Origin of the sequence: Aliiglaciecola lipolytica E3 (assembly GCF_000314975.1) — a bacterium.
GTDB classification, from domain to species: domain Bacteria; phylum Pseudomonadota; class Gammaproteobacteria; order Enterobacterales; family Alteromonadaceae; genus Aliiglaciecola; species Aliiglaciecola lipolytica.
In genome coordinates this window covers 104,430-130,210 of the sequence record NZ_BAEN01000015.1, presented here as the reverse complement: position 1 = coordinate 130,210, position 25,781 = coordinate 104,430, and the positions used below count along the sequence as shown (strand labels likewise).

General features: G+C 39.7%; 19 protein-coding genes. 12 read left to right on the top strand and 7 right to left on the bottom strand.

Annotated features, from left to right (window positions below; all coding sequences use genetic code 11):
- The first annotated feature begins 214 nt into the window (after positions 1 to 214).
- The 3 genes from GLIP_RS02835 (at position 215) to GLIP_RS22475 (ending at position 1,356) form a co-directional block, all read left to right on the top strand.
- On the top strand, positions 215 to 517 hold the full coding sequence (locus tag GLIP_RS02835) for an IS3 family transposase (RefSeq protein ID WP_008843054.1): 303 nt from the start codon (positions 215 to 217) through the stop codon (positions 515 to 517).
- Between the two features lie 2 nt (positions 518 to 519).
- On the top strand, positions 520 to 1,158 hold the full coding sequence (locus tag GLIP_RS02830; protein WP_008843053.1) for an IS3 family transposase: 639 nt from the start codon (positions 520 to 522) through the stop codon (positions 1,156 to 1,158).
- A gap of 93 nt (positions 1,159 to 1,251) precedes the next feature.
- On the top strand, positions 1,252 to 1,356 hold the full coding sequence (locus tag GLIP_RS22475) for an IS3 family transposase (RefSeq protein ID WP_153886256.1): 105 nt from the start codon (positions 1,252 to 1,254) through the stop codon (positions 1,354 to 1,356).
- Between the two features lie 25 nt (positions 1,357 to 1,381).
- Here GLIP_RS22475 and GLIP_RS21865 read toward each other — a convergent pair whose 3' ends face one another.
- The gene (locus GLIP_RS21865) at positions 1,382 to 1,534 is read right to left on the bottom strand and encodes a hypothetical protein (protein WP_008843052.1); all 153 of its coding nucleotides are present in this window, start codon (positions 1,532 to 1,534) and stop codon (positions 1,382 to 1,384) included.
- 450 nt (positions 1,535 to 1,984) lie between these two features.
- Here GLIP_RS21865 and GLIP_RS02825 point away from each other — a divergent pair, with 450 nt between their 5' ends.
- On the top strand, positions 1,985 to 6,832 hold the full coding sequence (locus tag GLIP_RS02825; RefSeq protein ID WP_008843051.1) for an AAA domain-containing protein: 4,848 nt from the start codon (positions 1,985 to 1,987) through the stop codon (positions 6,830 to 6,832).
- On the top strand, positions 6,832 to 8,289 hold the full coding sequence (locus GLIP_RS02820) for a hypothetical protein (RefSeq protein ID WP_008843050.1): 1,458 nt from the start codon (positions 6,832 to 6,834) through the stop codon (positions 8,287 to 8,289). Before GLIP_RS02825 ends, GLIP_RS02820 begins: the two co-directional genes overlap by 1 nt.
- Before the next feature lie 134 nt (positions 8,290 to 8,423).
- Here GLIP_RS02820 and GLIP_RS02815 read toward each other — a convergent pair whose 3' ends face one another.
- Genes GLIP_RS02815 through GLIP_RS02790 form a run of 6 tightly spaced genes read right to left on the bottom strand, consistent with a single transcriptional unit; the run spans position 8,424 to position 14,119 of the window.
- On the bottom strand, positions 8,424 to 8,891 hold the full coding sequence (locus tag GLIP_RS02815; protein WP_008843049.1) for a hypothetical protein: 468 nt from the start codon (positions 8,889 to 8,891) through the stop codon (positions 8,424 to 8,426).
- 46 nt (positions 8,892 to 8,937) lie between these two features.
- Positions 8,938 to 10,500 (bottom strand): SAVED domain-containing protein, encoded by a 1,563-nt coding sequence (locus GLIP_RS02810; protein WP_008843048.1) that lies wholly within the window; start codon positions 10,498 to 10,500, stop codon positions 8,938 to 8,940.
- Positions 10,493 to 10,978, bottom strand: a complete 486-nt coding sequence (locus tag GLIP_RS02805; RefSeq protein ID WP_008843047.1) for a Mov34/MPN/PAD-1 family protein — start codon at positions 10,976 to 10,978, stop codon at positions 10,493 to 10,495. Before GLIP_RS02805 ends, GLIP_RS02810 begins: the two co-directional genes overlap by 8 nt.
- Positions 10,965 to 12,689 carry a ThiF family adenylyltransferase gene (locus tag GLIP_RS02800; protein WP_008843046.1) on the bottom strand — a complete coding sequence of 575 codons (1,725 nt, stop codon included), beginning with the start codon at positions 12,687 to 12,689 and terminating at the stop codon, positions 10,965 to 10,967. Before GLIP_RS02800 ends, GLIP_RS02805 begins: the two co-directional genes overlap by 14 nt.
- 1 nt (position 12,690) lies before the next feature.
- The gene (locus GLIP_RS02795; protein WP_008843045.1) at positions 12,691 to 13,722 is read right to left on the bottom strand and encodes a nucleotidyltransferase domain-containing protein; all 1,032 of its coding nucleotides are present in this window, start codon (positions 13,720 to 13,722) and stop codon (positions 12,691 to 12,693) included.
- 16 nt (positions 13,723 to 13,738) lie between these two features.
- Positions 13,739 to 14,119, bottom strand: coding sequence for a metal-dependent hydrolase (locus GLIP_RS02790; RefSeq protein WP_008843044.1), 381 nt, complete (start codon positions 14,117 to 14,119; stop codon positions 13,739 to 13,741).
- Between the two features lie 317 nt (positions 14,120 to 14,436).
- Here GLIP_RS02790 and GLIP_RS02785 point away from each other — a divergent pair, with 317 nt between their 5' ends.
- The 7 genes from GLIP_RS02785 (at position 14,437) to GLIP_RS02755 (ending at position 25,759) form a co-directional block, all read left to right on the top strand.
- On the top strand, positions 14,437 to 15,324 hold the full coding sequence (locus tag GLIP_RS02785) for a helix-turn-helix transcriptional regulator (RefSeq protein ID WP_008843043.1): 888 nt from the start codon (positions 14,437 to 14,439) through the stop codon (positions 15,322 to 15,324).
- A gap of 107 nt (positions 15,325 to 15,431) precedes the next feature.
- On the top strand, positions 15,432 to 17,915 hold the full coding sequence (locus tag GLIP_RS02780; protein WP_008843042.1) for a type I restriction-modification system subunit M: 2,484 nt from the start codon (positions 15,432 to 15,434) through the stop codon (positions 17,913 to 17,915).
- Positions 17,912 to 19,207, top strand: coding sequence for a restriction endonuclease subunit S (locus GLIP_RS21860; RefSeq protein WP_008843041.1), 1,296 nt, complete (start codon positions 17,912 to 17,914; stop codon positions 19,205 to 19,207). The genes GLIP_RS02780 and GLIP_RS21860 overlap by 4 nt, the downstream gene beginning before the upstream one ends.
- 5 nt (positions 19,208 to 19,212) lie before the next feature.
- On the top strand, positions 19,213 to 20,454 hold the full coding sequence (locus GLIP_RS02770; RefSeq protein WP_226992166.1) for an RES family NAD+ phosphorylase: 1,242 nt from the start codon (positions 19,213 to 19,215) through the stop codon (positions 20,452 to 20,454).
- Positions 20,455 to 20,487: 33 nt separating this feature from the next.
- Positions 20,488 to 21,057: a hypothetical protein gene (locus GLIP_RS02765; RefSeq protein WP_008843039.1), complete on the top strand. Its 570-nt coding sequence runs from the start codon at positions 20,488 to 20,490 to the stop codon at positions 21,055 to 21,057.
- 362 nt (positions 21,058 to 21,419) lie between these two features.
- Positions 21,420 to 23,285 carry a DUF262 domain-containing protein gene (locus tag GLIP_RS02760; RefSeq protein ID WP_008843037.1) on the top strand — a complete coding sequence of 622 codons (1,866 nt, stop codon included), beginning with the start codon at positions 21,420 to 21,422 and terminating at the stop codon, positions 23,283 to 23,285.
- Positions 23,282 to 25,759, top strand: coding sequence for a DUF262 domain-containing protein (locus tag GLIP_RS02755; RefSeq protein ID WP_008843036.1), 2,478 nt, complete (start codon positions 23,282 to 23,284; stop codon positions 25,757 to 25,759). Before GLIP_RS02760 ends, GLIP_RS02755 begins: the two co-directional genes overlap by 4 nt.
- Positions 25,760 to 25,781 lie beyond the last annotated feature (22 nt).

The following is a 25,781-nucleotide window of genomic DNA, read 5'->3' as shown; positions in this document are numbered from 1 at the left end:
AAAATTCGACGAACCAATGACAGAAAAGCAAACCTTCACAGGTTCGCTTTTCACGTTTTCCTACTCACAAACTATTTTAAAACAGTCACAAACTTAATTACAGATCTACAAAAATGCGGTAATTTACCAAGTTCCCCGTTGATCGCTTTTGTAATGGTCTAATTATTCAAAACACTTTGTTGGAAGTATGATATCAAAAACCAACGAGGTGAAGATGAAGAAGTACACAGACGAATTTAAACTAGAATGTGTTGAGTTGATCACGATTCAAGGTTATCCAGTTAGGCAAGCAGCTGAAGCAATGGAAGTGGGTTATTCCACTTTGCAAAAATGGGTGCGCCAGTATCGCGAAGAACAAGTAGGCATTACGCCTAAAGCGTCTGCCATCACTAATGAACAAAAACGAATTCAAGAGTTAGAAAAACAAGTTAAACAGTTGGAAAGTGATAATAACCTGTTAAAAAAAGCTTCGGCCTTCTTCGCAATAGAAATGAACAAAGGCGGCAAGTCGCGCTAGAATTGAAGAAGGCTGGGTTTAATGTTCAGCATATCTGTCGATGTTTAAATGTACCTCGTAGCTCGTTTTACTTTCATGCTAAACCCAAGCGAATTAAGTCTTTTGATATTCACATAGAGGCTGCAGTAAAGCATATTCATAATGAAATGGACGCCACTTACGGCAGCCGAAGAATGATGATAGAGCTTAATCATCAAGGTTATGAAGTGGGTCGTTATAAAGTACGTCGGTTGATGCGCAAATTTAAATTGATAGCGAAACGGCCTCGGTTACATCGTTATCCATATGCAGGAAAGGCATCTTTCATTGCCCCTAATTATTTAAATAGACAATTTAACCCTGAACAACTTAACACCCATTGGTCAGGTGATATCACGTACATCCGAACAGGCCAAGGATGGTTATATTTAGCAGTAATAGTAGATTTATGTTCGAGAAAAATTATTAGCTGGGCATTCTCAGATAAACCCAATACTGAGTTGACTACCCGTGCTATTCGGTTAGCAGTCAATAAAAGAGAGCCTATGACAGGAGTCATATTCCATTCAGATCAAGGGGCTCAATACACAAGTGAATCATTCCAGAAGTGTTTGAGTGAACTTGGGTTCAAGGCAAGCATGAGTCGAGCAGGAAATTGTTAAGATAACGCCGTTGCGGAGTGTTTCTTTAGAAGTTTGAAATCTGAACGGGTTAACTACCGAAGGTATCAAACTCGTCACTAGGCCCAAGCGGATATTATTGATTATATCGAACCATTTTATAATCAAAAGCGGCGACACCAAAAACTGGGAAACAACTCACCAGTCGAATATGAGATGAAATTAATGAAAAGTGCCTAATAAAGTGTCCAAGAAAATTTGAGCATTACACTCGGCCTACGTCGGAAAATATTGACATTAGTTCAGAAACTGAACTTACGATTCCTACGCGATATTGGCATCGACTTGATGCAGCATCCCCACACTGCTTACATCCAACAGCGTCATTAAGCCACTTAGAATTTTCCAATGCTTCCATTCTATTTTCCTCGATCCTGTCATATTTTTTCGGTAATCACTTATTCTAAGAATATTTTATGCAATAAAGGCGGGAACTTAATAAAACAAATTATAAATTTAGACTAATAGCATTACACAAACGCTCAACGTAAAAAAAGAGTAGTCGTTTCATTTAACTTTTCAGAGTGTCGCTATTCAAAAAACGCCATTGATTTTGTTCAAAAAAAATCACTTTACGTAAACCTGATAAGATTATACTGTACATAATGAGAATTCTCTTTTTTGAATCCCAGCAAAGAGGATATATTTTTAATAAGCAGTAATGGAATGCGCTTAACCACGTCGGACGCTATCCCAAATTCAATTTTACAAATAGCTCTGAAAGCCTTCATCATACCCCTCCATTACTGCGATAACTTGGTAACACATGTTGTCTGAAGTTTAGTTATCAACTCATCAAGGAAGCAGTATGGACATAAAGTGTCTTGATCCTCAAGGAATTAACGGTTTTGAACTCAAAGCTAATGAAGTCTTATCGAAATACCTCCCTGACAGCTGGATAGGCTACTCCTCTTTAGAAATGTTAGGCCGACAAGGAAAAGACTTTGAGGCAGATTTAATACTTGTCACTCATGACCGAATCATCGTTGTTGAGCTTAAAAACTATAAGGGCAAGATTTTCTCAAGAGGCAATCGGTGGATTCAGGAGTACGATGACGGGCGCCAAGAGAGCCGCATTAACGCAGTTTCCCAAGCAAGCAGAGCTGCGAAAATCCTAAAGTCAAGACTCCAAAAGAAACTCGGCAACAAATATGTCCCTTACGTTGATAAACGTGTAGTGTTGTGCGGCTCAGCTGACGCGTCTCAACTCTCAGAAGAAGAAAGAGAGTGTGTTTTTACACTGGATGAGTTCAAACACATTGGCGATGAAAAAACATACGCAAAAATAATAGGTCGCCCATTCAGCTTTGATAGAAAAGAAGACATACCAACAAAAAATATCACAGTCTGGAACCGGATTTTTCTCAATAATAGCGCAGACTTCAAAGCAAAAGCCTTTTCATCAAACGGCTATGTCCTAAACGGCTCGTCGCTTTTCCAGCACAAAGATAACTTGTATGCTGAATATCGTAGCCAACAGGCAAATAATGCCAATTATCAAGCCTTGATGAGAAGATGGGACTTTACTGCGCCCTGTATCGTTGAACACTCTAGAACCCCTGAACAGCGTGCAACAATTGCTCAGAGAGAGTCAAATGTTCTAGGTTACATTGATACTCAAGATGAAGATTTAAAAGACAGTCACCTTCAGTTACTGCATATACCAATAGACCTAACAGAAGATTTCGTAGAGCTCTACGAATGGCCTAATAAGAAAGAAAGACTCGATACTTTTATTCGTAAGAATAAAAACAAATTAACGACTCAGAACAGATTAGACTTAATACAAGTTCTGGTAAGTCAGCTATCGAGACTTCATGATATTGAAGTTGCTCACCGCGACCTAGGTTCGCATAGCATTTGGTTATCACTCCCCAGTAAAGTGGTCCTCTCTAACTTTTTAACAGCGTATTACCCAGATCCCGATAAAAAGACTGTTTCTCCAGTCAGAAAAATTATTCAGCATGGACGAGTTGAGACACCTGAAGAGTTATTAGAAGAAACCTCACATGCGACTGCGTTCAGCAGGGACGTGTATTTGGCGACTGCGGCTTGTCACTATATAGCTTTTGATACTTGGCCGATAAAAGAAGATGGCATTTATGTCTGGAATCCAATTAAGGACAATGAAATTAGTGAAAAGCTAGAATACTGGTTTTCTCGCGGTCTCGAACTCGATTCCAGAAATAGATTTCAGGATCTTTGCGATGCACAAACGGAGCTAAATAAGTTAATAAGAACTGGTTCAGAAGACCCAGTCCATTCTTTATCACTTTTATCAAAATATCATAACAATAAGAACGTATATACTGAACTCGACGCAGTGCTCTTTAAAACTGAGGGGACGTGTCATTTATTAAAAGCCCCTGATGACTCTTTTGGAGTAAAAGCATGGTTTGGACTCAGTGATACAAACGGAGCTGGAGGAATAAACCATGAGCTTCTGATGTTTTTCAGCAGGCTCGAGAGCATAAACAACGCCGCTTTACCGCAACTCCCTGTAATTTTAGATTTCGGCTTTAACCCGACAATGACCTGCGCATACTTTAAATACGAATGGGTTGAGGGAATCTCGTGGGATAAAGCAGTTGAGAATATCGAGAAGCCAGACGGTTATAAGCTGGCTAAAGCATTAATAACCGCTTTACTCAAACTTCATGGTGCAAAGCTTCACCATGGCGACTTACACCCTCAAAACATAATTGTCGATAATGAAAATATTCGTTTCATCGACTTAGTCGAATATGACTTAAACAACGCAGATAAACATACACCTGCCTATGTTCCGTCTTCGTATGAAAGTCTAGCTAAAACTGCCATTGATCGTTTTGCTGCTGTAAAAATAATACATGAATTAGCACAGGTAATTAGTTCACTTCATCTCGCCAAATACGCGGAAGAATTACTTGATCTCCCTGAGGTATCGACAAGCGAATTAGAAAAGTTACTCGATAATTTCGATGAGATTGTTAATCCGCCTCCTCCAGTTACCATCAAAAAATATGAGATTCATCATAAAAATTGTCGAACGGTCACCGAGTTATTGACCTCAGACGATGGCGCTTATTACATGACTCTTAAGCAGAATGCTGGTAAAGATAGAGATCTATTAAGTGTCCAGCTTAGTGGCATCAAAAAAAATATAAGCTTGTTAATTAATGAAGATAGAAAGTTTATTGTCAGTTTTAGAGAAAATGACATTCGACATGACCAGTTTATCAAAAATAAGCGCGATTCTCAGTTAAAGTTAACTGGTGAAATTCATCTATCGAACAATATTCATGGATCAACCGAAGATTTCATCAATTTCATTCTCGAAAGTGATACCTACAAAGAGTTAGCCAGAACTTCCGGTGAGACCAATGCTGAGGCCAAAGGGCCGAAAAGACCAACTCTGACACTACCAAAGATGGCAAAGTCAACAGTATTAGACGCTCGCGAAATTTGGAAAGTGCTTGTCGATACAGAGGAAGAAAGCTATCCCAAGATTCAGGTTGTGACCGACCCTGTTTACAATGCCAATCAGTTACTCAGTTTCCGGTATTCATTAGATGACAGCAAATTCGACTTCGACCTAAGAACCGAACGAGTAAATGTAAAAATGGAAGTGCGAGGCGAATTAAGAGTGATCGGCATTGTTGAAGATTTGAGCTCAGACAACCTCATATTAAAAACTCGCGGTAAAAATACTCCCCAAGCAGGAGACACCCTTATTTTGGAGGGAAGTATGACTGCTGCGTCACTTTCAAAACGAGAAAAAGCGGTTACAAAATTAATTACAGGTAGAGCTATAATCCCTGACCTTCCCGACTATTTTTCCCCCGGACTTGATGCTCAAATTATCGAGGGTATAACACCAACTGAAGATGAATTAGATTCTTATACTGAATACAAAGAAGATGGCAGCATTTCATTCGCCTTAAACGAACAACAACGAGGTGCTTTCAAGGCACTTTACAAGTATGGCCCTATTGCCTTGTTACAAGGCCCCCCCGGAACAGGTAAAACAGCTTTTATCGGTTCCTATATACATTATTCAATTATGAAAGGCGCCCGGCGCGTACTACTAGTGAGTCAATCTCATGAAGCCGTCAATAATGCCAGTGAGAGAGTTCGTTCCCTATTTAAAAGAACGGAACAAGCAATCGATATTGTTCGTCTTGGTGATGAATCAAACTTATCTGCATCCTTGACTGATGTCGGTGAAAAAGCTCTTCAAGAACACTATCGTGATAAGTTTAGGGCTGAATTTAGAGAGCGACTAAGTACGCTACTTGAACACATTGGTATACCAGCCGAGATGTCTTCTATTATATCAGAATTTGAGGATTCCTACGGTCAACGATTTAACCAGTTGCTATCTCAAGCACAGGATGAAGATCAGGCTGGTACAGCTAAACTTGCACAAAGAGAATCGAAACTAAAGGCGAACCTTAACGATTTCTTGGCCAGACAATTACCTGATTCGCCCTCCTTTACCGGTGTTCCACTATCTAAAATACGAAGTACGCTTCTAGAACAACTCTCTGAATATTTCGATATTTACTCAAGGGAACTGATATCCAAAGTTAGCAACCTTATTGAGACGTCTAACGAATGGTTAAGTGTAATGGCATCAGGAAAAGCCCAATTTCAAAACTTCCTTGCCAAAACCAGAACCCTTGTGTGCGGCACTTGTGTCGGTATTGGTCGGAACCATTACGGTGTACAGGAAAATATTTATGACCTCGTTGTTATTGACGAAGCCGCTCGCTCCCCAGCAAGTGAATTGGCGATTGCCATGCAGGTCGGAAAAAAGGTATTGCTTGTTGGAGACCATAAACAACTTCCGCCATTGTTTGATGAAGCGCATATTAAAGCCGCAAAACGAGAACTGCCGAAATTAGATGAGGAAGAGCTGAAGCGAAGTGACTTTGAAAGAGCTTTCGTCTCTGACTATGGAGAGACCGTTGGACGCTCTCTGCTCACGCAATATCGGATGGCCCCACCAATCGGTAAACTCGTGTCAGAAAACTTCTATGATGGTGCTCTGCGAACCGGCCGTTCTCTAACTGATGAAAACTATCAAAATTTAATTAATTCATTCGCCAATCCAGTGACATGGTTTGACACATCTGGTGAAGGAAATCAAAACAGGGAAGCAACTCCTAAAGGAAAGGGCGTTAATGAAAAAAGCTTCATTAACCCGCTTGAAGCCGACTGCATCATCTCAATTATCAAACGAATGTATGACAGCGATAGCGATGATGAAATATTTATTGAAGGCGAAGAACCTAAGATCGGGGTCATCTGCATGTATGGAGAACAAGTCAGACACCTGATTAGAAAAATTAACAGTATGCCGTGGGCGAGAAGCTTGCTTGAAAGGCGTATTGTGAAAGTGGATACGGTGGATAGTTATCAGGGTAAAGAAAACGACATCATTATTCTTTCTCTGGTAAGAAGTAATACAAGGGGTACGCAGGGCTATGTATCATCTGAAAATCGAGCCAATGTATCTTTGTCACGGGCTAAGGAATGTCTATTCATAGTGGGTAATAGTCAAATGTGGAGCCAGTATAATCAATCCTCCGCATTTGGTCGTGTGTTTAAATTTATCGAGGACAATAACTCCCCAAATTACTCTATCCGCCCGGTAAAAGGAGTTTCGCTGTAATGAAAATACAATTAAACAGAATTAGCTTCGGACTACCAACTAAAGCGTTCTTTATCGATTACACCGTTAGCCAAAAGCGCCAACTCCCTGTCGTAAAAGAGTTTATTATTCGTGTACTTCATTCTGTGGGTAAGTCTCCTGTATCGCTCATTCAGGACTATTTTGGATTCACTGCGGCAGAAACGCTTGCGGTTCTAGACGACTTGAAAGAGGAAAGCTTGATCAAGTGGAGTGATAATGAGATAGAACTCACGGCTCATGCATTAGAAAACTTTGAAGAAGTAGAAGGTAATATGCTCCCACGCTTTTTCGAGGTGGTTGATAAAATCGATAACGTATTCTTCGAACTTAGCGAATTCAGAATGCTGCCTAAGACAGTGCAACGCAGTGGGATTAACAGCACCTCCATATCTCTACCTTTACCCGATGAATGCTATTCAAAGCTAAATGACAAAGCAATGTCTGCATTTGACAGTAATTTTGAGCATTTTCGAGAAGTTGTTAAAGGTGAAGATATCTATTCTGAAAGAGAAGAGTTATACAAGATCAACCATGTAAACGGTAAGTATGACCTCTCGATCCCGATTCCAGTCGAGTACTACATCGATACTGATGCGCCTGATGTGTTGCAAACTGCATATGAAGACTCAAATCTTGACGAATGGGACATCAACAAATCACTGTTTAACTATATGGATTCAGCAATCAATACTAAGCCCTATAGTGATGTCACTAGAGATTTTAGCGATTATATAAGCGCTACCGATGATCCGATATTAACGCAGTACTGGAACGACAAAACCAATAGTTTCAATATTGAGTTGCTTCTTAAGCATTATGCTGATGGAATGGCTCATCATTCAAAAGATACACAACTCATTGTCGGTAACCTGTATTCAGACTTCAATTCTCAAGCTCTTACTGAGAAGTTAAAAGAAATATTCCCGAAAAAGCCAAAGTCGAGCGGACTAATCTGGCTTTCAAAAGGCGACAATTCAACGTGGGGGCGCACCTCAGAGTTCGGTGCATTACTAGAATCGATAACCTCACTATTTGATAACAGGAAGAAAACTTCCAAAGCGGTTTTAGCTCTTCCATGCTCGAGTGTCAGCGAAGCCATTGAGCAACGGAAAGTTTACCGAAATCGAGATATTGCCCCAGCTCTGATCGGCTGCGAAAAGCAATTCGGTGGGGAAAACTGTGAAGTATTACTCTTACCTAATATCATGGTTGCTTGCCTGCTCCACCTACCAATGACGGATGAAAGAAATATTTCGCTTCCGGTAGGCTACGTAAGTTTTGCTCCTGAGCTAATAGAGTCGGTAACGAGTAATATCGTCAGGTGGGCAAGCTCAGATAACAACCTCAATGCCTTCTTCGAGAAAAGAAACACACCACCGGACGATACAGTTTTGTACAAATACTTCAGCAAAATTCTGGCTCAAGAACAAAAATAAGAAAGGGATACCAACAAGCTACTATTAAACGCCTGTCGGATAACTTATTTTAAAGACTTGTTACATCAGAAAATGTCAAAAACAAGCTATGCCATCAGCATGACATAGCTTTACTTCCTAGGATACCCTAATGGTTATTGATTGAAATCTTTTAAAGGCGCAAGAAAAAAGCCATCTTTGTCCTCTGTAGCCGGTTCAAGCCTCCCCTCATCTGTGTCTAAAACTTTTAACCAAAACTGAGTCGACTTCTTGGGGATATCCACAATAGAGAGCATTCCAGAGAAACTGGTTGTTGGGGAAACATTAAAAGCAGATATTGCTTTTTTCAAGATAAACTCCCCTAGTCCTTTTTTTCTCAAAGAAACAGGAACAATGAAATCATCAATGTCAATACTACCATCACTTTTCAACTTGAAATGTGTCACGGTATGAGAGACGCGAACAATTCTGCCCGAACAAAACGCATTCGAAGGACTCAACTCTTCCGGTAAACCTGATTCCAGAGTTACTATTATTCGCTTGTCACTGAGTTTAGGATGGAACTTAATGACAACAGCACCTTCGTCCACCTCATACAGATAATGCTCGTCCAATTCAATCATGAATACTTCTTATCTCCTACTTTACATGTCATTTCTAAAATTTTTCTTAAGGCAATGACAAATGAACCTTATTCTTTTTTTGAGAAATGACGATTACTGGCATCATCTCTTTGCCATTAAAATCATAAACCACCATTTCTGGCTGATATAAATCAAATGCTTGCCCTACGAACACGCAGGCAGCATTTGAGGCGCAAATTAACAAATGTACTCGCTCGACTTTATATTTGTCACGCAATGTTTGGAGTAGTGAGTGCAGGTCTGCTTTTAGCTCCTGCCCATTCTCAGGATGAGGTATTGCAGCGTTCCCCATTTGCTTTGCAATAATAGATATTTCAGGGTGTGCCAGATTATCAGCAGCAACCTTCATAGCGTCAGGAAAATTGGTAAGAGCTACAGTTAATGTAACGTCTGTCGACCGCACCATATCGCTAAGACCGTTTATTTCATAAGGCTTCTCTATCTTTGCACTCTGGGGCCAAAGCCAGTTGTTACCATCTCGATATCTTAGCATTGGTGTAATTTCAGACTTGTTACCTAGGCTAGCTCCCAACCCGACTAATGCAGGCATGGGCCCGAATGCGAATAGAGCTGCGCGATACCCGAAATCCTTTGATTGATTGATAATATCCTTAGCTTCATCGGACACGATTTCATCCATATCTTCCACAAATCGCTCTGGCTTTGAGATATATCGACGTTCATTACCACTTAAATTGTTCAGCGTTCCCTTGATACGAGCTTTTAAACGAGATAAACATCCTGCGATATCTTTCATTTCTGGGGGGGAAACAACATGCCCCCCGACAGGCCACAGTACAGAGAAAACCGGGATGGGATGGTAGCTAAGCCCTTCAAGCAATTTCTCTGTATTAATTTGAAATTCAAACCGCATTTGAGTCAGTCTGGTTGCAGGATAATTTGCACAAGCAACTCTATCGATTAATCTGTGGTGTTTATCACATAATAGGAGAACATTACTTGGTGTATTTGATAGCTGCTCTGACAAATAGATGATACCCCGAGGACCAGACTCTGAGGAAGCAACATTGTGTGCCAAGTAAGAGTAGTTGCCTGATTCACCAGTAAGGGAATCAATATCTAGTTTTTCTCCACAACCCTCAAACATACAATAGCCATGGCTATCACGCTTGACTTGGTTGACTGTAGGTGTTGTGAAATCGTTTCCCCGTCCTTTGTTAAACCTGTTTGCTGTACTTCTGGTGATATAATCTATCAAGTCAGCAACTGATATATTTGAAGACTGACTGTTGCACGCATCCCACACACTGAAAAGCGCATCAATAGAGCTGAGATTTGCCCGAGTCAAACTTCTCCCCTGTAGATGCCTTAGTTCAATATCACCTTTTGTAGCAATTAAATTCAGAGCCTTTACCATTTCATCATCAGGTAGGTTAAGCCGGAAGCTGGCTTTGATCTCATTTGAATACATTACATACACTTGGTTCATTACATGTTCGTCAGTAAGCAACCCAACATGCATCTCACTGCCGTCAACATTGAAGCTATGTAAGAACTCCGTAAGCTTGGAAACCGACTCCAATGGATAAAAACAGGCCTGATGAAAAATCAAAGTTTTATTACTCATCTATTTCTTCCTTATAAACACACTCAAAAATCCCTTCAACTTCCCTAAAGATGCACATATTTACTTGGCCAATAATCACAAAAAGGAGTCTTCGGTCTGGATTACGCTTGATGCATTCACGCCAATCAGAAATATCAACATTCGACGGTATAGGCGTGTGTTGTGGATGTGTGTGCCATGTTCCAACATATCCCAAAGTACCTTTAGAGCTTTTGAAATATGAATCAACAACACGTTGATGGTGTGACGCTCGCAAATTAAAACTTGTTCTAGTTGCAGAATCCTGCTTCTGAGGTAACGTGCATGTGTTCAACCAGAATTCGGAGGCACATTCAGACTGAGAGCCAATTAACGCCCCAAATGCTTCATACGAATCTTTGTCTAATTGACGGTTATCTCGCCAAATGTTGAGCAACTCCAAAGGTACATGAACCTTTGTTTTACCATTGGTCGCCATTTCGCTATTAAGAACAAACATCGCAGTCCTCATCAGTAAGCGGCAAATATTCAAGCGAATGCTTAAAATTGTAGAAACGATGAGTTAACTTAATACCTTCATTTACCGCATCATCGTCATCACCTTTCCAGCTTGTTTTGCATGATTCCGTTTGCTTACCTTCCAAATATCTAATCGCTAGATTAGCCGTCATTACACCAGTCTGAGCTGAACTTGCAGCACCATAAGAAATAAATTGTTCACCGCATCCAGCGATACTTTTCATAGTCACTTGGTTTGGTTCTATAAAGTTCATGTTTGAAACTAACCCCCGGGCACCAGATTCTGGGCAGACATAAGAACACAGCAGGCACCCTTTTGACTCAGAAACATCCAATACCGCATGGCCACCAATCCCAAATCCCTCCAACCAACTATTGATTACCGCCACGTATGTGTTGTTATCTAATAAATATTGCTTAAACAATCGCTCCTGCGTCGGATTACCAATAGCAATGACAAGCAAATCATAACTTTCCATATTTTGGTTCCGCGCAAATTTCATTAGATCATATGGATACCATGTTGCGTTAGACCAAGGAAACTGCCTCTGAATAGCCACACTTAGGGCAAATGATTTAGGTGCACCGACCCAGCCTTGCTCTAAAACATGGCGATACAAATTATTGATTTCATATATGTCCGGATCTACCAGAGTTAAAGATTTGACACCAGCAGCTGACAACTTGTGCGCAATTTCGCATCCGACAGAACCGACGCCTATTACTGCCACCTTTTTATCTGAAAGAGACAATCGTCCACCGCCTCGTTGTACCGTACTTTCTTGATTAAATAACCGGATGGGTAAGGCTGCCAGTGTCCAGTCTTTTAGCTTTTCACCCGTTAGAGGTAGCGCTTTTTTTGATTTGCAAACAAGCTTTAGGGCAAACCATGTACGATCATCATTGACTGTATTAGCTGTAAAAACTATCCAATAAGTAGTATCACGCCATTGGCCAAACTTTTGCTGTAATTCATTTCTGATTGTTGTTGGTAATGCTGTGATGGTATCAATGTACCATTGCTCAAGAGAGTCAAATCGAGACGGTGCTGGAGTGAGCTTATGGATAGGAATGACTAATGCTATACCTGCGGCTTCCCTATTTCCCTTCATCATAGACAAGTGAATATCGCTGATACCAGAAAAGGAATTATCAGCAGGATGCACCATATAATGACTTTCGATGCCATACTCCTTATCGCTTAAAGGTGCGTATACTACCAGCCTTTGCAATATGGGCTTTTCAATATTCGCCAGTAGCGGTTTAGAATCATCCTGCCGACATTTTCTTAGCCAGTCACTATAGAACTCACGAAGCAACTCCTTATTATTCCAATCGGGATTTGTTAAGCACATCTCTAACAGTGCCACATGCCGTTTAAGGGACTCTTCGACAACTAATTGTGGTTGCTCGAAATTTATTGATAGGGAATCAGGATCATTAACACAAACAGCGCCAAATAATGCACCAGAATACTGGTATACAGTAACGTGAGCTAGCCTGCCAAAAGAGTCAGCGTCAATCAATACAAATTCTGGAAGGCTATGAAAAGGAGGCTCAGCCGCCAGCATCAACTGGATTTCGGACTCTGCAATAGTTACGTTGACAACGAGCCGAGGGAATCCACCTATGTCACTCACAATGCAGTCATACCCAATCCGCGTAAGATGCTGCTTGATTTTACTTTGCAAACTACGCTCCTTGCGACGTTCCAACCACACCGGCGTTGCTATATGCTACTTTTCCAGCATTGTTACTTTGCTCTTTTTCGGGAACTTCGAAATCATTACCAAATAGTCCTTGTAGTATTTCACATTGCTTCTTCAGTGAATCTTCCTCTAAAGCTTGATCAAGCTTTGTGAGCAATAACTTAAATTTGTTATAGAGCTGAGTGCCTGTATCAATACTGCTGTTTTCGAACACATTTATATATGGCTGCACAGGTAAATAAACGTTGACCTTATATTTATTGTCACCGGCCCAATGAAAATAATTACTGGCCATAATTGCCCCGACGGTGTCGCGCAGTGATTGAAGATCATCGACCTTACCGTTGTTATCTATCGCAGGACGAAACTGCTCTTTCAGCATTAAGGTTAATCCGATTGAAAAAACCTTCTTGCCAATAGCCTGCCCGAACTTCTCATCACGCCATCGCTTAAAATATCTAACCAACCGCTTGAATTGCTTTATTTTAAGGTCCGCTGAGCCAATAAACAGGCTACTATTGTTAATGTGCTCGATCAGCTTTTTAGGTTCTGAGGGTGACCATTCTCGATTTTGTTCATTCGAGTTTAACTTACCGACTGCCAACTCATACTGCTCACCACCTTTCCTGTACACAACAATGTCGATATGCAGACTTAGGTTAATGTAGTCGGCAGTGACACAAGGCTTTTTAACCCTTGCGTTTTTAAATCCACGCTTCTCAAGTACCTTCAATACAAGCTTTTTTAGCTCAACTGGGTTATCGGGAGCATTGTCGGCGTCAATCACTACGGCTCTGTCAATATCAAAGTCGTCTACTGGATGCTTTATTCCTGTATATGTACTCAGTGATCCCTGAATAAAAGTTTCGATTATTGGATAGCCCGCACTTCTAAATTCGGCCTTAATCTCATCCAATATGCTATTGTCCTTGGCTCTGGCTTCTCGGTAAGCATCGTCCTCTCTACCTAGCTTTATTTTGTCGTGAAATTTTGAAAACCTATTCTGTATCGACATATTAAACTACCTTTTGCTAAGAACTTTTAAGCTTACCTACTAAAGGCAAACTTCTGGGAGTAACGGCATCAAGCACTAAATGACTTAAATATCCTGCGCTGGCGCACAATAAAAGTAGCCGAACTACTTTCTCTAAATTGTCCTCAGGATCCCAGTCATACACTCTCTTTGTGCCGTATCCCACTAATCCTACAAAAGCTAGGCTATGGAAAAACTGTCTATGATGAGGATTTTTAAACGCGGGCTCTAAAATATCAGGTAACTTTCCAAAAAGTGTTCCAACAATGGGCGCGGTTAATAATAATTTGGGATCTTTATCTATTAACTCAGGATTAGCTAGCCCGACCGCGAGGCCTGTTAACCCACCCGCCAAGCTATGAGTTCTGCCGTTAGCCATACTACTTCTCCTTCCTTACGCCTTTAAAAGGAGTCTTATCGGACGTTTTCACGTCTAAAAACCTGCCCGTATCGGAGTCACGTTTAACATAGTGACCAGAAGGGGTTTTAGTTTGTGAGCGACCCCGCACGGCACCATGCCGACGGTTATCACCTGATTTTCCATTGGTAGCCATGAGGGCCTCCTATTAGTTGTTTATAAAATTAAAAGATCGCAATATGCGATACTTATGATATTTATACATCATCATATTGATGATGTAAAGTGATTATAAGTAGTTTATATTATTAACATAAAAGTAAAAAAATGGATGGCACATGAAAGATATCAATGAAGTTCCAAAAAATGTGCATGATAGACTGGAGTACATCGAGTTTATGTTGCGATTCAGAGGCTGGGTTTCTCGTTCTGATCTGACAGAAAGGTTTGAACTAGGAGAAGCCGCAGCAACAAGAGACATACGTCTTTACCGAGAGCATGCAGAACAAAACCTTGCCCTAAATCAGAAAACAAAAAAATATGAAATATGTGAAAACAAATTTAAGCCGTTGTTTGCATTTTCTATTCAACGTGCCCTTTCGAAACTGCGTACCTCAAAAGTTGCAGAGTCGCTGGGCCTATCAGAATTTAATGGCGTACTTAATCCCCCACGACTGGCATACCCTGACGTAGATGTGCTATCTAGCGTTACGCGTGCAATTTCATCTTCGAGAGCACTTAAGGTAACTTATAAGGCATTAGTAAGTGGTAAGTCGAATAAGCTGCTGTATCCATTAGCTATATTTGACAATGGAATCCATTGGTACTTAAGAGCATTTGATCCTTCTAAAAAAGAATATAGATCATATGTATTAACAAGGTTTGTTTCTGTAGAAATTGATCACGACAATCCAGTTAAAGGTGAAATGAAGCTTTCAGATCATCAATGGAATAGAATGGTTGAATTAGAATTAGTTCCACATCCAAATAAACGAAATGTTAGACAGCCGGATACCATAGCACATGACTTTAACATGGAAGGTGGCAAGCTAAAATTAACTGTCAGAGCTGCCGTAGCCGGTTACTGGCTAAGACATTGGAATGTGGACTGTACGGAAGATCACAGCCTTAAGGGTTTTCACTATCAATTGTGGCTATGTAATCACCAAACCTTGTACAACGTCGAAAGTCGCTCACTAGCACCCGGACTGTCTGAATACCAATAACAAAAATAACAACAAACATTTTAGAACTGCCTGTTGGCCCTTTCTACATAAATTGTATGGGGCAATTCAACAGCATTGTTCTTACAAAAGGAACTTAAAGGAATACAATGGCAATTAAAAAAACTGAATTATATTCATCTCTTTGGGCAAGCTGTGATGAGCTACGTGGCGGTATGGACGCTAGCCAATACAAAGATTACGTGCTCACCATGTTGTTTATGAAGTACGTTTCAGACAAGTTCAAAGGTGACCCTTACGGCATGATTGTAGTGCCAAAAGGTGCTAGTTATGACGATATGGTTGCCGCTAAGGGTGACAAAGAGATTGGCGATAAGATTAATAAAATCATTTCAGCCCTTGCCGAAGAAAACGATTTAAAAGGTGTGATTGACGTTGCCGATTTCAACGATGAAGACAAGTTAGGCAAAGGCAAAGAAATGATCGACCGCCTCACAAAACTGGTGGGTATTTTCCAAGGTCTAGATTTAACGGCCAACCGCGCTGCGGGTGATGATTTATTAGGTGATGCATATGAATATTTAATGCGCCACTTTGCTACGGAATCAGGTAAATCAAAGGGGCAATTCTATACCCCATCTGAAGTTTCGCAAATTTTAGCCAAGGTTGTGGGCATAACCGAAAGCACTTCCCAAGACGCAACTGTGTATGACTGTGCTTGCGGGTCGGGTTCACTTTTATTAAAAGCTAGCGATGAAGCACCGCGTGGCTTGTCTATTTTTGGGCAGGAAATGGATAACGCCACCAGTGCATTAGCTCGCATGAATATGATCTTGCATAACAACGCCACGGCAAAAATCTGGAAAGGCAATACCTTGTCAGATCCGCAATGGAAAGATGCACCTAATCAACTTAAAACCTTTGATTTTGCAGTGGCCAACCCCCCATTTTCGAATAAAAACTGGACGAGTGGGTTAAATCCAAACGAAGATTTATATGGTCGATTTACTTGGGGTATTCCGCCAGAGAAAAACGGTGACTATACATTTTTACTACACATCATTAAAAGCTTAAAGAGCACAGGTAAAGGCGCGGTTATCTTACCCCATGGCGTACTGTTCCGTGGTAATGCCGAAGCAAAAATTCGTGAAAACCTCATCAAGCAAGGTTACATTAAAGGCATTATTGGCTTACCTGCCAACTTGTTTTATGGCACAGGTATTCCTGCGTGTATTATCGTGATTGATAAAGAACACGCACAAAAAGCAGTCACTAGCTTTAACGAAGGCGATATTGAGCTGCCAACAGTTTCAGGTCGCCCAATCTTTATGGTTGATGCCAGCAAAGGCTTTATCAAAGATGGCAACAAAAACCGACTGCGCAGCCAAGACATTCATAAAATTGTTGATGTATTTAACAAAGGCTTAGAACTTGAGCGTTACAGCCGCTTAGTGGAAATTGATGAAATTGCCGCGAATGATTACAACCTTAACATCCCGCGTTATATCGACTCGTCTGAGCCAGAAGATTTACACGATTTAAGCGCTCACCTGCAAGGTGGCATTCCAAACCGTGACATTGATGCCCTTGAGCATTACTGGCAGGTATTCCCAAGCATTCGAGCAACTTTATTTAAACCTGAACGTGAAGGCTATAGCCACGCACTGGTTGAAGCTAGCCAAGTTAAAAGCACTATTTTGGCTCACCAAGAATTTAAAGACTTTGCCGCTCGCAGCTTATTGCCATTTAAACAATGGATACCAGAAGCGAAATTAAAAGAGATTAAAGTAGGCGATAACCCTAAAAACTTTATCTTTAACATTTCAGAGAACTTGTTACATAGCTATGTCAATAGTGACCTATTAAGCAAATACGATATTTACCAAATCCTGATGGATTACTGGGCTGATACCATGCAGGACGATGTGTATGTATTGGTACAGGACGATTGGCAAGTAGGTAATACATTACGTGAACTTGTAGCTAAAAAAGGCGAAAAGCTAAAAGAAACACCTGATTTAATTATTAACAAGAAAAAGTACAAAGCAGAGATTATTCCACCAAGCTTAATCGTTGCCCGTTACTTTGCTGACGAACAAGCTCAGGTTGATGCTCTGCAAGCCAAACAAGACGAAGCCACCCAAGCACTTGAAAGTTACCTTGAGGAACATGCTTCTTCTGGAACAGGGAGCGAAGATGGCTTATTGGTTGAAGCCCTCAACGATAAAGACAAAATCACCAAAGCCAGCGTTGCTGCCAGAGCTAAGCTAGCAACCGATGCTGACGAAATTAAAGCGCTGAAACAAGCAACTAAACTGTTTAATGCTGAAGCGGCTGCGAAAAAAGCGGTTAAAGAAGCGCAAGAAACTCTGGATTTAGCGGTATTCAGTCAATATCCAAAACTTAATATTGATGAATTAAAAGCCCTGATTGTCGATGACAAATGGCTTGCCACATTACAAGCAAATATCGTTGCTGAAATTGAACGTGTTACCCAACAAATGGCAAACCGTGTTAAACAACTGGAAGAGCGCTATAGCACTCCACTGCCAAAACTCGCCAAATCTGTTGATTCTCTTAGTGATAAAGTGGCAGGCCATTTAAAAGCAATGGGGTTGGAGTGGATGCTATGAGTGTAACAGAACAACAAGTTCCAGAAGGATTTAACAAAACAGAAGTTGGTATTATTCCGGATAAATGGGAAATCCACCTTCTTAATGACATATCAGTGATTTCGAGGCTTGCAGGTGCAGAATACTCTAGTATGTGGAAAGAGAATCCAGCAGGTGAAATTATTGCACTGCGAGGATTTAATATAGGAAAGAACAGAATTATAAACCGAGAGCTTACTCGAATTGATAATTCACTATCTCTAAAGTTAAAGCGTTCTAGGTTAACTAAAGGGGATGTCATCTACCCATGCGTTGGCTCAATTGGCAATGCTGCCGTAATTTACGAAAACGACAAGTATCATATTCAACAAAATATTGCTCGAATTACTCCAAAGCAGGAAAAGTTATACTCTGAATATCTTTGTCACTTTTTAATGAGTGAGCTTGCTTTCAAAGAAGTTGAAAGGTTCACTGCAACAACGAGCCAACCAAGTGTTCTTGTAAGTAGTTTAAGGCAATATAGAGTTCCCGTGCCAGAAACTCTTAAAGAACAAACCGCCATTGCCAATGCCTTATCTGATGTGGATGCGCTATTAACGGAATTGGAAAAGCTTATCGCCAAAAAACAAGCGATTAAAACCGCCACCATGCAGCAACTGCTTACAGGTAAAACCCGTTTACCGCAGTTTGCTACTTACACTGAAGGCAAAAAGCAAGGCCAATCCAAAGGCACAAAACCCAGCGACCTAGGCGAAATTCCAGAGGACTGGAAGGTAGTTACTTTAGATGAAGCTGCTAACTTTTTTGATGGGCAAAGACGGCCACTAAAGTCTGGTGATAGAGCAAGAATTAAAGGTCAATATCCATACTATGGTGCATCAGGGATAGTTGACTATGTAAATGACTTTATTTTCGATGGAGAGTTTATTTTACTAGGTGAGGATGGTGAAAATATATTAAGTAGGAGCTTACCTTTAGCATTTAAAGCAAGTGGAAAAATTTGGGTAAACAATCATGCTCATGTCATGACCCCGAAGAAAAACTACCATATTGATTTTTTGATACCTTATTTGGAAAGTTTAGATTACTCACTACTCAACTCAGGGACAGCTCAACCAAAGTTAAACAAACAATCTTGCTTAAATATAAAAGTTATTAAGCCTTCGATTGAAGAACAAACAGCAATCGCCACTATTCTCTCGGATATAGATGAAGAAATTCAAACACTTGAACACCGCCTAAAGAAAACTCGTCAAATTAAACAAGGCATGATGCAAGAGCTACTCACAGGCAAAACAAGGTTGCCATTTTGATCTGCGTGAAGTGTGTTAACCACAATACCTTAAAAACATTTGTTACTAGTCATGGTCTAGTTGCAAGTTGTGACTATTGTGATAACCAAGATATCTGTGTAGACGATGAAAAGTTTGAACAGTTTTTGCTAGGTAAGGCGAAAGAAATATTGGTCACTACGGACGAGTTATCAAAGCATGACCAAGCGATGATATTCGAATGCGGTAGCCCTGACCCTCATGTATTTAAACTATTTGACTTCTTTGAATCCCACCTCGATTTAGTAAATGAGTCATTTGTAGAGCAATTTATCGAAAAAGTACCGGATGAAACCAATCAGAATGGCTATTCACTTTTATATGTTTTAAATGATGGCAACCTTGATGAATTAAATGATTTCGAAGAGCGTTGGTATAATTTTACTCATTCAATACGACATAGTAAGCGATTTTTTAATAAGTTGGCCTTCACGTTTTGTAAGGACTTATTTGAAACAATTGTCGAGGACGGTCAGTTACTAAAGCATTTAGTTGTTGATTTACCAGTCACACAACCTCTTTACCGTGCAAGAGTGGGTTACTCTATTGCTGATATTGAAGCCATTGATAAAGATCCTATAAACCAGTTAGGAGCAGTGCCTGCAAAATTTGCTAGTTCACAGCGAATGACTCCAGCAGGTGTATCCGCATTCTATGCAGCATTTGACCGAAATACATGTATTAGTGAATTAAGACCAATTGTAGGCGATGGTGTGGTTTCCGGAGAATTTCGCCCGAATAGAGCTTTAAAACTCTTGGATTTGAACATTTTGAAAGATGTTCAAATTAATGACGATATATTTTCAGATAGATGGCTGGTTTTATCTCATGCTTACGCTTTTTTCCCAGAGTTGGTCTTCAAACTTACACGACCGTCTAGTCGTAATAATCAACATGATTATTTAGCGACTCAAGTCATCTTTGAGTTTCTCAGTACCGAATTTGGTTCTCAAATTAACGGAATTATATACCCTTCAATACAAAAAAATGGTGATAGCCAATGTGTGGTTTTATTTCCGGAGTACTCTCAAGTAAAAAGCGGTCTATTGGGTACCACCAATTTAGATGATCCTTTCGAAAAGAATAGCCCAGCATTATGTTTTGTTCCAGAATCAATCAAGTTTCATAAAGTGAAGAGTGTAAGCTTTGAAGCAACAGAAGAAGACAACTCACTAATGCTAACATCCAGTGATTCGATGCTAAGAACGTTATTCCCAAGTGAGAGATAATAAACATGGTATTACTAATATTGGTGCAAGCCTGTGACTGAATTTGATGGTGTGCTTAAAGGGCATTATTTTATCGGCTGGGATCTTGGTGGTTGGAATTGTTCAAAGAATAGGAACAGTCGCGATGCCATTGTTATCTTAGACAGCCAAGGTCAGATTGTAGGTTTGCCTTGTCGCGGTAATTTATCATCCATTATCCATGAATCACCGGATCAACCTTCCTTTATTCAGGCCATGTTTACACTGTGCAAGACTGAATATTTACATGGTAAGGTAACTCTGGCAATTCATACACCGCTCGGCTTCAGTGACGGTTTTCGGACATTATTGGATGGGAAATACATAGATGGTGAAACACCCAGTGCACTAAATCCTTATCTTTTTCGAGAAACTGAGCAGTTTTTAGCAGGTTGGGGTTATACACCGCTTTCTTCCATCAAAGATATGATTGGCAGTCAGGCCACTAAAGGGATGCATGTTGTAGCCAAGTTTGCTGCGAATATTTTACAAACTGGTGTATGGCAGGATGAAAACCTAACCATTATCGAAGCTTATCCTTCACCTTGTGCATATTCTGAAGTTATTTTTAGTATGCAAAAATAAGCATCGTTAAGCTGGATTATAAATGAACTTGGTAAAGAACAATTGTTAGATGCGAGGTTGGCAACTCAAGATCATATAGATGCGTTGACTTGTGCATTGATTGCTAAGCTGTTCGCACTTAAACCGCAGTGCTTAACAGTTCCAGATGACTATACGTCTCAAAGTGAAGGGTGGATTTTTGTGCCTAACGATTGTTTAAACGACGCAGACAAAAGAACTAAGTTTTTATTAAGCTAATCAGAAACAGGGATCAGGTAATGTTGGTCAAAAAGAACGTAAAACACAAAATCAAACAAGCCATGATGCAAGAACTACTCACTGGCCGCACACGATTACCATTTAATCAAAAATAAGGAACACGGATGTCTGAATGTAATGAATTAGAGTTAAAACCTATTAATGACCTGCTGGAGTTGTCCTTTTTCATTCCTGCCTACCAACGTGGTTATCGCTGGTCTAAACGGCAAGTTACTGAGTTGCTTGATGACATCAAAGAGTTTCAGCAACAAGCGGAAAATAGTACTAAAAATACTTTTTATTGCTTACAGCCCATTGTTGTTAAACAGCATAATGGCGATTGGGAATTGGTTGATGGGCAACAGCGACTGACAACCATATATATAATTCTAACTTACTTAAAAGACATCCTTGCTCTACTAGGTAAATCTCGTTATGAATTGAGTTATGAGACCAGAGAAGAAAGTGCTGAATTTCTTCAGGATATCAATGAGGAACGCGGTGAGGAGAACATTGACTTCTTCCATATCGTAGAAGCTAAAAAAGCAGTAGAAGAATGGTTTAAGGCGCAAGATGGCACATATAAAGTTGACTTTATTCAAACATTGTTAGGCCCCAAGGATACAAAGAAGAGTGTTCAAGTCATATGGTATCAAATTGACGAAACTGAAAATGTTACCGAAGTATTTACCCGACTAAATATGGGTAAAATTCCTCTCGTTAACGCTGAATTAGTCAAAGCGCTATTTTTGAAATCAAGTAACTTTGCCAAAGATGTAACCGAACCTGATAGTAATAAACCAATTCAAGACTTACAACAATTAAAGATATCTCAGGAATGGGATGCCATTGAAAAGCGTTTACAAGATGAAGCGTTTTGGTATTTCATTACTAATAACCGAATTGAAACTAACCGCATTGAATTTGTCTTAGCGCTAGCGGCTAAAAATTTGGATAGTGAAGGAATTCTCGATACAGACAAACTAGAGATCTTTTTGAAATTTAACAGACTACTAAACACTAATAGCGAACAAGATAAAACTGTCGATGTAACGCGTGAGTGGCTAAAGATAAAACAGTGCTTTATGACGCTGGAAGAGTGGTATAATGACCGTGCCCTATTTCACTTGATTGGTTATTTGGTCTCGCAAAAAGTATCTATAACAAACATTTTCGATTTACATCAGGCATCACTTACAAAATATGACTTTCGCCAGACATTACTTGAGCAAGTATTAAACAGAACGTTTACTGGTGGTAACATCGAGGCATTATCTCAAGAATGGCTTGAAGAAATATTAAATTCTTTCACTTATGAGTCAGGTGCTCACAAGCTAAGGCCCATATTATTACTATTTAATGTTTCTAGCCTACTTGCAAACCCTGCAAGCAATGCGCGTTTTCAATTTGATAAATATAAAGACCCATCAAATGGTTGGGATATAGAACATATCCGCTCTGTTGCCTCTGATATGCCAAACAGTAAAGACAAACAAAAAGCATGGCTTGAAAATGTTGTTGATTATATTTCTAGCGATGAACACGTTTCAGTATACGAACCTGATACTGAAACGGTTAGTGACGAGCAAAATATCAGGCTTGAAGCCCAAGCTTTGATAAAAACTGCCACTTTCAACAATGACCAGTTTGAAACCTTGTATAACAAGGTAAGAGAACATTATGACCCTGACGGCAACGAAGACGTTGATAATTCCATCGGTAACTTAACATTGCTGGATAGTTCAACTAACCGTAGTTACCAAAACGCTGTGTTCCCCATTAAACGTTCAAAAATTATTGCTTTAGATAAAAAAGCTACCTTTGTGCCGCTTTGTACTAAAAATGCCTTTCTTAAGTACTACAGCAAACAAGTAGATAAGATGCTGTTTTGGGAAACAAGAGACAGTGAAGACCATCAACGAGCAATGATTGAAATGTTGTTTGGTTTTTTTCAGGGAGTAGGCGTTCATCAAAAAGGAGTTAGTTCATGAGTAAGGGAAAAAGCTTAACGCTTTACGGTTTATTTGATATCGACACGGTTGAGACCATTGAAATCCCTATATTGCAGCGAGATTATGCTCAGGGCCGAAAGGAAGAAAGTGAAGTAAGAACGCTATTTCTAAATTCTTTATCTCAAGCTTTATATAATAATGCTGAGTCACGCCTGCCACTTGATTTAGACTTTGTATATGGCAACTTTGAAGAAGGCCAAAGCAAGGCGTTTTCAGTGCTTGATGGGCAGCAACGTTTAACAACCTTGTATTTGTTACATTGGTATTTGGCTGTTCAACATGATCATATCGAAGAATTTAGAAGTAGATTTGTAACTGATGAGCACCGTTCACGGTTAACCTACAAAACGCGACCAAGTACTACTGAGTTTTTTGATGCATTAACCTCGAAAGATTTTGTGCTTTCAAATACAGTGATAAGTGATCAGATCAAAAATAGCCAATGGTTTTATTTGTCTTGGCAGCAAGACCCAACAGTGCAAGCTTGTTTGAATATGCTCGATGCTGTTCAAACTTTGTTCTCTGGCAGTGATATTGACTTGTATGACAGAATTACCAACACAAGTAATCCTTACATTACGTTTCAGTTTTTAGACCTTCACTCATTTGGTTTGTCGGACGAGCTTTATATAAAAATGAATGCTCGTGGTAAACCGCTTACTATTTTTGAGAATTTCAAGGCGAAGTTAGAGCAAAAAATTAAGTCTTTTGAAGAGCCTTGGCCCGCATACTCTCTACCATTTAACAAAAACGCTAGCGGTTATGATTACTTTATACATAAAGTAGATACTGACTGGGCAGACCTATTTTGGCCTTATAGAAATGTCTGCTCTAATGACAATACCTTTGATGATGAACTAATGAATTTCATTCGCTTAGTCATTGCCTATCAATACCTAATTGACCATCGAGATTCACCAATCGATCTTCATGTGAATAGTGGAGAACTCTTTGGGCGTAACGGACGATTAGAGGCGCTTACGCTTTCTAAATATGAAGTACTAGACTGCTTAAATAAAGAGTTTATTGTTCGCCTTATTAGCTTCCTTGACCTCATATCTAGAGATGGTTTAATCGATAACCAAATACATAGCTACTTAGAGAATGACTATCATTATTCTGAGTATAAAACTTTTAAAAATGTATTAAAAAATGACGCTAGTTATGATGATAAATTAAGATTCTATGCATTTTATAACTATGTTTCCAAATCACCTTCTGACACGGAATTAAATGAATGGTTGAGAGTTGTATTTAATCTAACCGAAAACACCATTACCAATACCTCAGATGAATTTTACAAAGCATTCTTTGCTATTGATAAGTTGTGTCAATCAGATAAACCTATCCTAGAAAGCCTAGCTGCTGATATTGAAATATCAGGTTTTGCTGGCGCTCAGATTGTTGAAGAAAAAATTAAGGCCCATTTATTATTAAGGTCGCAAGAGTGGCGTGATCTAATTATGAACGCAGAACAGCATTCGTTCTTAAAAGGTCAAATTGGCTGCATTTTAAACTTTTCTAAAATTCTAAGTTTTTACCGAGAACACGAACACTGCAACTGGGACGCTGAAGAAGATAACGAGTATTTAGCCAGCTTCAAGCGATATTCTGATGCTATTCAAGGTGTTTTTGACGAAATAGAAAATAGCTCAGCATCAATTGATTATCTGTGGGAGAGAGCGGTACTTAGTAAAGGTGAGTACTTCACCAACAACAAGCGCGGAAAGTACAATATGCTGTCATCACGAGATACCAGAAATAATATTCCTCGTGATCATAGTTGGAAAAGATTATTGCGTTTCGGAACAGCTTCAATTGAACAAAAGCAAAGTTACATAAAAGTAGTATTAGATGACCCACTATTTAATTCTAATGAAGTACAAACGTCACTATCTGCTATTTGCTCCAACGCTATAGAGTCTGAGGAAATTGAGCCTTGGAGAAAAGCTTTAATTCAACATAAAGAATTAATGGCGTACTGCCAGCAAGGCTTTATAGAGAAAAATAATTCTGAATTTGTGTTACTTGGACAGTCACAGCGGAACCATCCTCATGTTGAGCTTTACACGAAAACTCTAGAACTTGAATTATCGCTGGACGAAACCCTATTAACACCGTTTTCAAGTTTATGGTATGTACCAGTTAAATCGCGTGAAGAAAGTGCGCATTTGAAACTAAGCGGTTTTGTTCATCATGGAGAGCGATATTATATTGAGATCCATAAAACAGCTGGCTGCTTTGATATTAGAGTTATAGGTGGTGAGATAGAGAATGCACCTGATACATTAGTAAGTGTATTAGAGAGTGAAGGTTTTGAACTGAGTGGCTTAGCATTACCAAGCCTTGGTATTTACAAATACTTCAGTGATAAAAATCAGAAAAGTATCAACGATGCCAAATCAAAGATTCAGAAACTATGCGCAAGTTTAAAGGATTTAAGCGATGAGTAATGTTGTTCAGTTTAAAGTAAAA